The organism is Nostoc sp., from assembly GCF_036917615.1.
In the GTDB taxonomy this organism is placed as follows: domain Bacteria; phylum Cyanobacteriota; class Cyanobacteriia; order Cyanobacteriales; family Nostocaceae; genus Nostoc.
The window spans coordinates 87,656-101,274 of the sequence record NZ_JBALCZ010000059.1 but is presented as its reverse complement, the minus strand read 5'-3'; the positions used below and the strand labels follow the sequence as shown (position 1 = coordinate 101,274).

Sequence of the window (13,619 nt, the reverse complement as noted above, 5' to 3'; positions counted from 1 at the left end):
TTCAGCCTTTAGTGACAGTAATCTGCTGTCGGGCTGGATTAGCTATTTACGGACTGGTTACCGTGATTTACTAATCAACGAATCGCACGTATTGGGCGCACTTATTTGGTATTATCCGGGTAAGCTTTTGGGCGAAACCCGTTTGAAAGCTTGGGCTGATAAGTATGGTAAATGGTTGGCTATATCCAGTAAAGATATCACCAAGGCCAAAGAGTGGTTTGACGGACAAGGTAGAAAAGCAGTATTAATTGGCCGCCTTGTACCGGGAATCCGCACCTTGATTTCTGTTCCCGCAGGGATCAGCAATATGCCCTTACTACCATTTCTGTTTTACACAACCTTAGGTAGCGCTGCTTGGGTGGGTTTGCTAACATACTCAGGATACGCCTTGGGTAGTCAGTATGAACTTGTGGACAAGTACCTTGCTCCTGTATCCAAAATCGTACTTGGGGGTCTGGTTTTAGGATTTGTTTTCTGGATATTCAAGCGCCAGTTAAGACGTACTAGAAGATGAAACACGGACGCTTTTGGTTTGAAAGTAGTAAAAGCAGGGGTTACATCTGGCCAAAATTCGCCTACACTATGCCAAATAATACTAGATGTGCGTTGGCAAAGCCCATCGGAGGTATCGCCGGAATTAATTTTTGGCGTATTTCTAGCTACACTTGACGCAACCTAGAATTTCTGGTTGCTCGCATTTTTGTAAGATGAGCATGACAACTTTTTACAGTTAAGTTTGAACTAGGAGCTTTCATGACAGACCAACCTTCCGCTGCTAACCCCATCAATGCTGCTGCTATACCCATGAATAGAGCGGCAGTTCCCATCAATGCTGTTAATAATAATAATCCTCCCAAGCCAGGCGGTGTTCCAGGGAAAACCATTCTCAGTGTTGATTTAGGCAGAACTTCCACAAAAACTTGTGTGAGTCGTGAACCCGGTAATGTGGTGTTCGTACCTGCCAATGTGAAGCAGATGTCAATAGAACAAGTACGCGGCGGTGTTTTTGAAGCCAGAGCTACTGACCCCTTAATGGATTTGTGGCTGGAGTATCAAGGAAATGGATATGCTGTTGGTCAATTGGCAGCAGATTTTGGGGCGAATTTAGGAGTCGGACAATCTAAGGTAGAAGCTGCACTGGTAAAAGTGTTAGCAAGTGCTGGCTACTTCAAACTCAAAGAGGATATCTCAGTCGTACTAGGTCTGCCTTTTCTTTCCTTAGAGCAATTTGAAAAGGAAAAAGCCCAGTTGATTAGCCAAGTAGGTGGTCCTCATGTGTTGAACTTCCGAGGCGAATCTGTGTCGCTGAATGTCAGTAAGGTATGGGTAATGCCAGAGGGTTACGGTAGCCTGCTGTGGTCTGAAGCTCAACCGAAGAAAAGTCCTGGCAGTCCCGATTTTACAAAAATATCGGTGGCGATCGTTGATATTGGACATCAAACCGTCGATCTTTTGATGGTAGATAACTTCCGTTTTGCCAGAGGTGCTTCTAAGAGCGAAGACTTCGGCATGAATAAGTTTTATGAATTGGTGTCCGCCGAAATCGAGGGAGCAGATAGTCAATCTCTAGCGCTGATTTCCACTGTGAATAAACCCAGAGGTGAACGCTATTACCGTCCTAAAGGCGCTAGCAAGCCCACCAATCTAGACGATTTTCTTCCCAACCTCACAGAGATGTTTTCGCGCGAAATCTGTAGCCGTGTGCTAGCCTGGTTGCCAGAACGCGTCACCGATGTGATTCTCACTGGAGGAGGTGGTGAGTTCTTCTGGGACGACGTTCAACGTCTGCTCAAGGAAGCAAAGATTAATGCTCATTTAGCAGCACCTTCCCGACAGGCAAATGCTTTGGGGCAGTATATTTATGGAGAGGCACAATTATCCTCCAATCGCGCTGCTAGGGCATAAAGCTGATGTTCCAATGGTCAAAAAAGGTAGTTAAATCCGTCACGTTCAACCCAGAGCTTGCTGATGAAAGCTTGTTAGCGCAAGTAGAAAGTTATTTGGAAAAACAACCAGACAAGACTTTCAGCGACCTCTGTAAAGAAGCCTTGTGGCAATCTTTATGTGTACCGGCTGTACAACCTGCTCCACAAACAGCAGCAACAACACCGATTGAACAACAAATCGGTGAACTGCAACGTCAAGTGGCTGGACTTGAGGAACGTTTTTTTGCCAAGGGATCTAATCGTTTGGAGGCGATGGAACATCATCTCCTGCAACTTTCTCAACAAGTTGCACAATTGGCGCTCATAGCCAATGATCGCTCGTTCATTCCGTCTCCAAGTCAATTAGAAGTAGTAAATAATACTTCTTATACTGTTGCTACCCCTCCTCAAGAGGTTGACCCCGTAATCAGTCGCCTTAGTCAGTTTCTTGATGATTTTTAAGGAAAAATCAGGTTTGTGAGCAGTTTTTGCTCATGTTAACAATCCTTAATAGTTAATACTATTAAGGATTATTAATATTTATATATGTGATTATTGAGATTTGTGTAGATGGGGCGATCGCTGACAATGGCAAATCATTAGGAGAATATTCCTGTTATCCGATAGCAAAATTTAATTTGCAAACAGATTTTATGTAATTTTTAATTAGGTGATTGCTTCAGACCTCTTATCATTTTGCTAGGATGGCGACCTTTTAGTAAAGCAACAGGAAAGTTTTCAGATTCAATGCTGAAAAAAGAAGTCTGTTCTTTTTGACACAGAGTACGAGCGCTATTAGGTACTTTATCACTGAGATGTTTCATTAGATGAGAAATCTTGAGAAAATTTTCATGAGCCTGATTGGCTTCTCCCTTCATCGCTTCAATGAGATGGTAAGTGTAAATACTCATTTGTTTATCAGGTTTAATCCAAGAACTTTCTTCTCCTTGAGATGAAGTAAAAACCACCCGACCCTTACCTTGTTTTAAGTCATTAACGACGCTTTTTGGAATAGGAATTTCCTCAAAGTCAGAAGGAATTTTTTTAGCTGTCGCCATTCCTGCTGCATGACAGCTATCAATGATAACCAGGAGTCGTTCAGATTTAATCTGGCGCAAAGCATTAGTAAATTCTTCTGCACTTAAAGATGAGTTTTCAAGGTCGAAAGGGTTAATATCATGTGGTAACAAGTAGTAACGATTTTGACTTTTACTAAACCATCCATGACCTGAATAGTAAACAACTACCGTAGCTTTTGGGTTAGCTTCCGCTTGTTCTTTGAGCCAGTTCAATTCTTCCAAAATTTTAGTACGTGTAGCGTCTTGATCGTATAAAAGCCGAACATGCTCTGAGTCATTAAGATAAGCACAAAAATTGGGGTCAACTAAAACTTGATGAAGTGCTTGAACATCTTTGACAGTCACTGGTAAGGATAAAGGCTGATAAGCAGATTCTCCAACACCAATAAGTAAAGCATAGCCATGAGCAAATGTAGAAGTTTTTGGGTCAAGATTACTTGTTGATAGTGAATTTTTTCGTTTAACCCAATACATATAAACTATATAACCATTTAAGCCAGATAGTGTTAATAATCCTATAAATAAAATTATCAAATTAGTTCGAGATATATTAATAACAATTGGTTCATTTGGTTGAGAATTTTGTTTATAAGCTGGGAAATTTGAATCACTAATATGTTTGTGAATTAGTATCTGTATATCATTTTTCTTCCTGCTCAAAAAATTGTTGATAATGTTTACCCATTCATTATCATCACTTGGCAGTATTAATCTATAACTTTCGTACCCAATCATTAACTCTGAATCAATGTAAAATTCATTTGGTTTTTTTACTTCTAAGTCTTTTAAGAAGTCTTTTGTCAAAATTTCGTCAGTAGCTAATGCATCAAGTTTTTTTTCATCATTTAAAAGATCATCAATAGCACCTGCCCTACCACCCTTTAACCTTACGATATCTACTTCATGTGAAATCAGTTCATTAAAGAACGATTCAAGTCTACTAGCTGTTGTAGTATCATCAATCACTCCAATTCTCAGTTTGAAATTATTAGGAAAATTATTATATGGCGTATTATTAAATTTATCCTTTTGAGATTTACGTATAATAAATATAGTTTTATTTGTAAAAAATTTATCAGAAAACTTAATCTTTGGTTTGTCTTTCCTAATGGAATCAGAACCACATTCGCCAGCCAGATGAAGATTATTCTCGTAAGGATATCGAGTAAATTCAAACCTTTTTTCAATAGGAAGTGGGTATTTGACTATATTAACATCATTTGTTTTGTGACGAATTTATTTTCCTTTAAATATTTATCCAGTAAACTTACTAAATCTGTGCAAACACCTTGTAAGTGTTTATGTGTATCTTCAAAGCTAAAAGGAGGAGAAGCTGTTCTGATTCCCCAATTCATTTTCTTACTAACATTAGCTTCTTGCAAAATTCTAGAAGATGCTGAACTTTGAACTTGAGATATCTGCGCTACTACAGCGGAATTTAATAGCAGAGTTACTCCTGTTAAAGTCGTAAAAAACAAATTCTTTATCGTTATAATTTTTAGTAACAACACTACTTCTGCAATCCTAAAATTTTAGTTGATTTGCTTCAAATATTAATACAGTGTATATGACAAATCAACTACATTTAGTAAATCGAAGTGACTTCATTGATGCAAATAGATATAAAACAGTCTTGACAAAAACCTTGTTTAATGAATAGACAAAAGGATCAGATTTATCGTTTGATTTCTTTTAGAAGGATCAAAGCGATGTCTACAACAAGCTCGTCTACACATCTTTATATGCACAAATTCGCTCATTTTTGTGTTAAAACAGGCGAATATTATCAGTACATATTATTACTAGATTCTTTTTTTACTCTGCACACTGTATAAATGCTAGAATCCTCAAGTAGACAGTTAGGATACCTAGATGCCAGTTGTAGCTAACTCAATCAAGTTTGGTACAGACGGCTGGCGGGGCGTTATTGGTGACGAGTTCACCTTTGAACGTCTAGCCCTGGTCGCGCCAGTTGCCGCAAAAGTATTATATGATACATATTTTTCTCAGGTGGGTAGCCGGACAATAATTGTTGGTTACGATCGCCGATTCATGGCTGAAGATTTTGCTCGTGCTGTCGCCGATACTGTCACCGCTGTCGGATTTGATGTGCTACTGAGCGAGAGTTATGCTCCAACCCCAGCTTATAGTTGGGCAGCAAAACAACTTAATGCTTTAGGGGCACTGGTAATTACAGCCAGCCATAATCCGGGTGCATATTTAGGTTTAAAAGTCAAAGGTTATTTTGGTGGATCGGTGTCGCCAGAAGTCACAAAAGAAATAGAAGCGCAGTTGGCGGTTGGAGTACCACTAGCAGCTACCCCAGGCAAGCAAGAAAAATTCGATCCCTGGCCCAGTTATACACAAGCGTTAGAAGGTAAAGTTGATATCGCCAAACTTCGAGAAGCGATCGCCTCTGGTAAATTAACCTTATTTGCCGATGTGATGCATGGCGCTGCTGCTAGTGGATTGGCGAGACTACTAGGCGATGGGGTCAAAGAAATCAACAGTGAACGCGACCCCCTCTTTGGTGGCGGTGCGCCGGAACCCTTACCTAAATACCTTTCAAAGCTATTTGAAGTCATCAAAACTCACCGAGAAACTGATAAATCAGGTTTAACGGTGGGGTTGGTATTTGATGGGGACTGCGATCGCATTGCAGCGGTGGATGGAGAAGCCAACTTCTTAAGTTCTCAAGTATTAATCCCGATATTAATCGACCACTTAACCCTGCGGCGCGGCTTTACTGGTGAAATAGTCAAAACTGTTAGTGGTTCCGACTTGATGCCTCTTGTAGCAGCACAACATAACCTGTCAGTATTTGAGACAGCAGTTGGTTATAAATACATCGCTGACAGAATGTTAGTAGCAAAAGTGTTGCTGGGTGGCGAAGAGTCGGGAGGAATCGGCTATGGCAGCCATATTCCCGAACGCGATGCACTGTTGTCGGCATTGTACGTCCTAGAGGCGATCGTAGAATCTGGTTTGGATTTAGGTGAATATTATCGCCACTTGCAGAAACAAACAGGGTTTAGTTCAGCATACGATCGCATTGATTTACCCTTAGCAAGTATGGAAGTGCGATCGCGCCTTTTGCAACAACTACAAACTCAACCCTTAATAGAAATTGCAGGGTTAGCAGTGATTGATTGCCAAACAATTGACGGCTACAAATATCGCCTAGCTGATAAAAGCTGGTTAATGATTAGGTTTAGCGGTACTGAGCCAGTTTTACGCTTGTACTGCGAAGCCCCGACAATTGAGCAAGTGCATCAAACTCTTGCTTGGGCGAAACAGTGGGCGGAGTAAAATTAGTGAGGAGTTGAGAGTTAGGAGTTATTAATTCCTAACTCATAACTCATCACTCCTAATTAATAATTCGTAATTCATGACATTACTTGTAGTCGCCACAGGAAATCCCGGTAAATTGCGGGAAATGCAAGCTTACCTGACAAATTCTGGTTGGGAATTAACCCTCAAACCTGAAGAATTGGAAATTGAAGAGACGGGCGAAACCTTTGCCGCCAACGCTTGTTTGAAAGCCTCACAAATTGCTAAAGCCACAGAAAACTGGGCAATTGCTGATGATTCGGGCTTGCAAGTAGATGCCCTAAATGGCGCACCAGGGGTATATTCTGCACGTTACGCCAAAACCGACTCAGAACGCATTGCTAGGGTATTGAGGGAATTAGGTAACGAAGTCAATCGGCAAGCTCAATTTGTTTGTGCAGTAGCGATCGCTCGTCCTGATGGTGCGATCGTATTACAATCTGAAGGTATTTGTCGCGGCGAAATTCTCTACGCACCGCGTGGTAATACTGGTTTCGGCTACGATCCAATTTTTTATGTGCAAGAGTTGCAATTGACCTTTGCTGAGATGACGCCACAAATCAAGAGGTCAATCAGTCATCGAGGCAAAGCTTTTGCTGCTTTACTTCCGCAACTAGACACATTGTTTAGTCATGAGTCCTGAGTTAGGGAGAAGATAAGTCACTATTTGGCTTTACTCGTTTTAAATTGACTTCAAAATAATTATGTAGAAATTGAAAAAATTGGATGGACTAGAGAAATGGAAAGCAAAGACATAAGCTTAACCTCCTGTTAATATGGTTTTATCTTGCTTGATTATCCCTGTTTTGTCACTCTCCGAAAACAAAAATCAAAAGCAATGTTTAAACCTTAGACTAGGGTTAGGTTTGTGGCTTTATTTTCTACTATTATAAACATCATCATTGCTTTATGATGAAACTCTTGTGTAGCAAGGATTTCATCTTTTTCTGTGAGGAAAGTGACAGAAGAGGGATAAGTAAAAAACTTTCGTTGCTATTTCTTACTTTTATTTATGTCCATTTCAAACTCAATAAAAGGCATTGCTGATTTAAGAAATGAAAAACTATCTTAAAATTAAGATTTTTGATATATTTCATTCTACTATTCAGCAAAGCCCACTATACTGCCACTCAGTACTCAGTATTTAGTACTCAAACTGCTTCTGTGTTCTTTTCCCCGGTACGAATCCGAATCACTTGCTCAACAGGCGAGATGAAAATTTTACCATCGCCGATTTCACCAGTGCGGGCAGCGGCAATAATTTTGTCTACTACCATATCAACCTGATTGTCGTCAACTACGATTTCCACTTTCAGTTTTTGCAGAAACTCAACGGTATACTCAGAACCGCGATACCGTTCAGTTTGACCTTTCTGGCGTCCGAACCCCCGGACTTCAGAAACAGTCATGCCAACAATACCAGCGTTAACTAAAGCAATTTTTACCTCATCTAGCTTAAATGGGCGGATAATAGCTTCTACTTTTTTCATCTTCTTGACTCCTGACTTCTACTAGCTTCGTTTATATATCTAACCAGATCCGCTGTCTGAAGCTGTAACTAGCAGTGCTTTTCCTAAAACATATGTAATAATTACCACTTTTTTAAAGTTTAGATGCTTTGGGACATGAGAAGCGGTAAGGATTTATTAATTGGATAATCTTTGAGGTTCTAACATAAAGAAGTTGCGGTCAAGTTAGCCTTTTATGTAGCTTTTATAACTTAAAAATAGATAAATTCTGCTGTCTAGCAGATATGTTCAGATATTTAGAGAGTGATTGCAGACAAATTGCTCAGTAGGCCGAAAGCCTGCTGCTGACTGTGGAAGTGTCAACTAACGTTTCTGATGTTCAAACAAAGGACGCACAACGAAATATCCAGCACTAAAGGCAGTAAGCATGATTAACAAGATAGTGATAATTAACCACCAACCACTGACTTCCTTGGCATCTGGCTCAGTAGTGGAATAATAACTTACTTGTTGCTCTTCTATAAAAACTGGTTCTGGTATCGGGAAATTCATTTCCATTACAGGTGTAGAAAAGTCTTGGCGGCGGCTTTTTTCGGGTGGCGCTTTGGGCACAACGGGTGGACGCGAACGAGAAACCTGCTGAGGTGGACGCGCTTGGGTTACTGGCTGTTTGGCGGCACTTTTAACATCGCCAGAAGCTTGGGTAGCTTGGTGATAACTAGGTGTAACATGGGAATCCACAAACTTTTGCAAGTGAGAAAAAGACTCAACGACTTTGGTAATTTCTTGGCGTAGTAGTTGATTTTCTTGTGCTAATTGCTGATTTTGGGTGGTGAGTGCATTTAGCCTTGCCTGTGCTGCTTGCAACTCCGTTGACAATTCCCTGTATACAGATAGTGGTACAGAGGGAGGGTAGGCTTGAGTAGTCGGTGTTGGCAAATTCCTGTGAACAGAACCTATGGTTGTTCGCATCGGGGGCTTGGTATTAAAAATCAAGGTAATTAGATCGTACAGAGATGCTAACAAAGATAGTCAGCCCTGAAACTATGCCCAAGAATAATAGAAAAATGCCGAAAGGGCAAAGATTTCTTATTTACATTTTGGATATGGTCAGTGAACAGCTTGATAACTGCCAACAAGGTTAATTTCGTAACAATGGGAAGAAATGTCCTACAGGCCCTTGCCCTTCGCCAATATCTAGGGCATAAATGAGTGCAGTAGTCACATACTCCTTTGCCTGTTGCACTGCTTGCCACAAGTCTTTTCCCTTAGCCAGATTAGCAGCGATCGCAGCCGATAGTGTACAACCAGTACCGTGGGTATTTTTTGTCTCTACTTGCTGGCAAGTCAAAACTTCCAACTTCTCCCCATCAAACCAGATATCAACGCCACGCATATCTCCCTGCATACCTCCGCCCTTGACTAAAACAGCCTTTGTCCGTAAAGTCTTGTGAATAATTTCAGCAGCGGCTTGCATATCCTCCAAGGAATTGATTTGTAAACCGCTCAAAATCTGGGCTTCATAGCGATTGGGCGTGATGATAACCGCCTTGGGAATCAGGGCATGGCAAAGAGTCTTCACCGCATCATCATCAATCAATTGTGCCCCCGTACGTGACACCATTACTGGATCAACTACTAGATTATCGATTTGTAAAGCTTCCACCTGCTGGGCAACAGCAAAGATAATTTCCTGATTGAGCAACATTCCCGTTTTGGCAGCTTGTATGCCTATATCCTCAACTACTGCCTGAATTTGGGCCACAACAGCCTCTGTGGGCATGGCATCAACCCTCCTCACTCCTAGAGTGTTTTGTGCCGTGACGCAGGTTATAGCGCTAGTACCGTGGACACAGTGAAAAGCAAAGGTGCGTAAATCAGCTTGAATTCCTGCACCGCCACCGCTATCTGAACCAGCAATGGTTAAAGCAACGGGTATTCTGGAGTTTATTTCAGTTTTCATATTATGAAGATTAAGTAAGTTGGTGGCATCAAACCAAACTATCTCAAAGATTGATCAACTAGGCTAAAACCCTCTTCCTTCGTGCCTGATCGCAACAACAAAGATTTACGGCAACCTTGTTACTGGCGAGATGGTCGTTACTTGGCGACACCGAATAGCCCGCCGTACCTTTCCCTACGGATGCTTTGCGAACGGGAAGCAAGCTATGCGTAGCAAACGCACCAGAAAGCATGGCTTTTTTAAAAATTTTTAGATAAACTTCATCAAATCCTTGCACAAAGGGCTCTCCATTCCCATATCATTCTGGAAATTAATAGGACTCCACCACGATACTTGCATACATTTTGTATTTTGTTGTAAAAAAAATTACCATAACAGGGGTATTTACTGGTTTTAATTCCCTTTTTAAAGGTTAGTTTTAATACATGAGTTCCCAAGGCTCAGTTACACCGTTTAAAACAGGTTCGACTAAGTTGTTACATTAATTCCTCAAGTTAAAGGTCTAACAACAAGCCCAGAGAAGAGAGGAAACGTCTTCAACTTTGCGCTGCCTTATCTAGGCGCTAATCGTCCGATCACCCTCAATCAAAACACTGACGATTGATGGTATTGACATTCCTAGTTTAACCATCATCGGTTGACAGGAGAAAAAATTTTCAGTTTTACAACAGCGTTTTTACAACCGATGCGATTTCAAGTCGCGATCGGACAACTGTGACTGTCCTGAAAAGTCCAGATAGATGACGCATTTAAATAACTACTTAGCAACTGAAAAAAGTTGCTGAAATTGTACTACCAATTCCCCTTACACACATTCGGAGTAAACCTATGGCTGGCAAAACATACTACGTTTCTGGAACAGGCAATGATAAAAATAATGGCTTGAAAGAGGATCAAGCATTTCGCACCCTTCAACAAGCTGCCGACTTGGTAAAGGCAGGTGATACCGTCTACGTGATGAATGGTACTTACGAGCAGAGTAAATACCCTGGCAACCCAATCCTTGGTATCAATCAAAAACACGGCACAGAAGCTGCACCAATCACATTCGCTGCCTATCCTGGTCACAATCCTGTGCTCAAATCGGCCAATTCCAATGCGATCGCGATCACAGGCTCTTCCTACATCGTGATTCAAGGTCTGACACTTGTTGGAGCTAATGATCAGATTACTCTAGAGTATGCACAATCCCAGGAGAAAAACACAAACAATTCACTGACAAATGGAAACGGCATTTACGCATCACCCGACTCAACGGGAGTGCATTCCAATCACCTTGTTTTTCGAGATAATAATGTCTCCAAGTTTTCCGGCGGAGGAATCTCAACAAAAGAAGCAGATTATATCACCGTTGAGAACAACATCGTATCTGAATGTGGGTGGTATTCCTTGTATGGAACCCAAGGAATTTCATTACTTGGAAACTATAACTCAGATGACAATACAAGCGATTATAAAAACATTATTCGAGGAAACATTACGCACGATAATTACAATTACATTCCTTGGTTGACAGCTGGAGAAGTCACCGAAGGGAATGGCATTATGGTTGATAATGGAAATGTTCTAGGTTTAGATGGACAGGCTTATAAGGGGAAAACATTAATTACTAATAACACCTCTTATAATAATGGTGGAGCGGGTATCCAGGTATTTAACACTGCTAATGTAGATGTAGTCAACAACACAGCTTACCAAAATTCACAAGACCCTCACTTAGCAGGTTATGGTGAGATTCTTATCAATAAAGCAATTAATACACAAGTGTTGAATAATATCATCTATGCCAAAAAAGATGGTAATTCGTTAGTTGTGACTAATTCGTCAAAAGAAATCACAGCTGATCATAATTTGATTTACAACACTGATCAGTACAGCAAAACAGGAACTAATTTTATTTTGGGTAAAGATCCGTTGTTTGTTAATGCTGCCAATAATGACTTTAGGCTCAAACTTGGAAGTCCTGCGATCGATACTGGTTCAAATGCCTACAATAGCATCACTAAGAATATTCCCCAGGATGGCGATGGTAATGGGAGCGCAGTGATTGATATGGGTGCATACGAAGCGCCCCGCAGCTTCATCCCTACTCCAGAAATTCAAGTTCTCGATGGCACAGTTGACATTACAGATGACAGCACCACCCCGATTAACTTTGGCGACACCACTGTTGGTAATACCCTGACCAAAACTTTTAGTATTAAGAACACCGGTCTAGCCACACTCAACCTGAATAATCTCAAACTTCCCGACGGATTTAGTTTGGTCGGAACTCTTCCGACGAGCGTGGCTGTTAATGCTTCCACCACCATATCAGTGGCACTCTATACCACTACAGCCGGCACTTATAATGGTAGCTTTAGTTTAAACAACAACGATAGTAACGAAAGCCCCTTTAACTTTGCGATTAGTGGCACAGTTAAACCCGCTCCTGCTCCAGAAATTCAAGTTCTCAATGGCATATATAACATTGCAGATGGCAGCACCACCGCCATTAGCTTTGGCAACACCAGTGCTGGTAACACCCTGACTAAAGCCTTTACTATTAAGAACACCGGTACAGCCGCACTTAACTTGAATAATCTCAAGCTTCCCGACGGATTTAGTTTGGTCGGTACTCTTCCGAAGAGCGTGGCTGCTAATGATTCCACCACCATATCGGTGGCACTCGATACCATTACACCTGGTGACTATGGTGGTAGCCTCATTTTAGACAACAATGATAGTAACGAAAGCTCCTTTGACTTTGCTATTAAGGGCACAATTAGACCCGCTGCTGCTATCCTCGGTACTTCAGGAAATGACCGACTTTCCGGAGGCGACCCAGATGACCGGATTTACGGCGATAATGGCAATGACCTGCTTTACGGCAATAATGGCAATGACCAGCTATATGGTAATAACGATAACGATACCCTGTTCGGCGGTCTTGGCAATGACCAACTCATTGGGGGTGAAGGTAACGACTGGCTTTACGGTGGTAAAGGCAACGATGTGCTTACCGGAAACTATGGTGTTGACACCTTTGTATTGGCTTCTGGTGAGGGTACAGACTCCATTACTGACTTTGAAGTAGGTAGGGACAAGCTTGGGTTATCAGGTGGTCTTCGGTTTGGTCAATTGTCGATACAGAACCAAGGAAGTCAAGCTTTGATTCTGGATAGTTCTGATAATCAAGTGTTGGCGAAGTTGGATGGGGTTAGTGCGTCAACGCTCTTGGCTCAAGCTTCTACGACTTTTATAACTATTTGATTATGTTTTGGGATGACCAAGCCTCGTCAGAGTGGGTAAATGTGTGTACGGGAATAACTAGAGAGAAAAGATTTGGTATTGAGCAACTAAATTCATTTTATGGGGTTTCTCTACACTTTAATCCCTGTCAAGATGACCGCAACTTCTATTCATTCGATCAGAGAACTCGAAACTTCAAGCTTAAAACTCGAAACTTCCAAATAAAAACTTGGAATTCTGAGAATTCGCCAACCAGTCTTATCCCAACAATTACCGGGGAATTTCTTCCCCGGCTAATAGCAGAAAACTTCTAAAAAAGACTGATGGTATCGGATGTGAGTTAGAAACTAATGCCAGCAAAAAAATTTACGCAAGCAACTTGTTTTACCGGACTGATAGTAGCAAACTTGATCTGATCTGCTGTTGTCCAGCTTGGGGAGACAGATTTGCTTCTAGAGATCGCAGATATGACACAGGGACAGCCACTCAAACTGCCACCACCGATGAGCGCACACATGATATTCCAAACAATACAGGTTCGTCATCGACGATCGCTCTACTAGAAACGCTCATTTCCCTTGAAGTCACTTTTAGAGCGCTTTATAACTTATCAAGGCAATAC

At 41.3% G+C, this 13,619-nt stretch carries 12 protein-coding genes; 6 read left to right on the top strand and 6 right to left on the bottom strand.

What is annotated here, in order from left to right; genetic code table 11:
* The 3 genes from V7K85_RS20440 to V7K85_RS20430 form a co-directional block, all read left to right on the top strand.
* Window positions 1-514 (top strand): DedA family protein (locus V7K85_RS20440; RefSeq protein ID WP_334815980.1); only part of this gene is annotated, 514 nt, incomplete at its 5' end.
* 239 nt (window positions 515-753) lie between these two features.
* Window positions 754-1,905, top strand: coding sequence for a ParM/StbA family protein (locus tag V7K85_RS20435; protein ID WP_334815978.1), 1,152 nt, complete (start codon window positions 754-756; stop codon window positions 1,903-1,905).
* 5 nt (window positions 1,906-1,910) lie between these two features.
* Window positions 1,911-2,387, top strand: a complete 477-nt coding sequence (locus tag V7K85_RS20430) for a plasmid segregation centromere-binding protein ParR (protein WP_334815976.1) — start codon at window positions 1,911-1,913, stop codon at window positions 2,385-2,387.
* 200 nt (window positions 2,388-2,587) lie between these two features.
* Here the strand turns inward: V7K85_RS20430 and V7K85_RS20425 are convergent, their stop codons facing one another.
* A complete protein-coding gene (locus tag V7K85_RS20425; protein ID WP_334815974.1) occupies window positions 2,588-3,970 on the bottom strand; it encodes a caspase family protein in 1,383 nt (460 codons plus the stop codon).
* 239 nt (window positions 3,971-4,209) lie between these two features.
* Complete coding sequence (locus tag V7K85_RS20420; RefSeq protein ID WP_334815972.1) at window positions 4,210-4,515, bottom strand: hypothetical protein; 306 nt, start codon at window positions 4,513-4,515, stop codon at window positions 4,210-4,212.
* Window positions 4,516-4,876: 361 nt separating this feature from the next.
* Between V7K85_RS20420 and V7K85_RS20415 the strand changes: the two genes are divergently transcribed.
* Complete coding sequence (locus V7K85_RS20415; protein WP_334815970.1) at window positions 4,877-6,313, top strand: phosphoglucomutase/phosphomannomutase family protein; 1,437 nt, start codon at window positions 4,877-4,879, stop codon at window positions 6,311-6,313.
* Between the two features lie 79 nt (window positions 6,314-6,392).
* Window positions 6,393-6,977 carry an RdgB/HAM1 family non-canonical purine NTP pyrophosphatase gene (gene rdgB / locus V7K85_RS20410; RefSeq protein ID WP_334815968.1) on the top strand — a complete coding sequence of 195 codons (585 nt, stop codon included), beginning with the start codon at window positions 6,393-6,395 and terminating at the stop codon, window positions 6,975-6,977.
* Window positions 6,978-7,485: 508 nt separating this feature from the next.
* On the opposite strand, the gene V7K85_RS20405 is transcribed toward rdgB, so the two are convergent.
* The 4 genes from V7K85_RS20405 to V7K85_RS20390 all read right to left on the bottom strand — a co-directional run bounded on the left by V7K85_RS20405 (window position 7,486) and on the right by V7K85_RS20390 (window position 10,043).
* Complete coding sequence (locus V7K85_RS20405) at window positions 7,486-7,824, bottom strand: P-II family nitrogen regulator (protein ID WP_012410794.1); 339 nt, start codon at window positions 7,822-7,824, stop codon at window positions 7,486-7,488.
* 342 nt (window positions 7,825-8,166) lie between these two features.
* A complete protein-coding gene (locus tag V7K85_RS20400; protein WP_334815966.1) occupies window positions 8,167-8,775 on the bottom strand; it encodes a hypothetical protein in 609 nt (202 codons plus the stop codon).
* 169 nt (window positions 8,776-8,944) lie between these two features.
* Window positions 8,945-9,766 (bottom strand): bifunctional hydroxymethylpyrimidine kinase/phosphomethylpyrimidine kinase, encoded by an 822-nt coding sequence (thiD, locus tag V7K85_RS20395; RefSeq protein WP_334815964.1) that lies wholly within the window; start codon window positions 9,764-9,766, stop codon window positions 8,945-8,947.
* A gap of 58 nt (window positions 9,767-9,824) precedes the next feature.
* A complete protein-coding gene (locus V7K85_RS20390) occupies window positions 9,825-10,043 on the bottom strand; it encodes a hypothetical protein (RefSeq protein ID WP_334815962.1) in 219 nt (72 codons plus the stop codon).
* 551 nt (window positions 10,044-10,594) lie between these two features.
* Between V7K85_RS20390 and V7K85_RS20385 the strand changes: the two genes are divergently transcribed.
* Window positions 10,595-13,018 (top strand): choice-of-anchor D domain-containing protein, encoded by a 2,424-nt coding sequence (locus V7K85_RS20385; protein ID WP_334815960.1) that lies wholly within the window; start codon window positions 10,595-10,597, stop codon window positions 13,016-13,018.
* Window positions 13,019-13,619 lie beyond the last annotated feature (601 nt).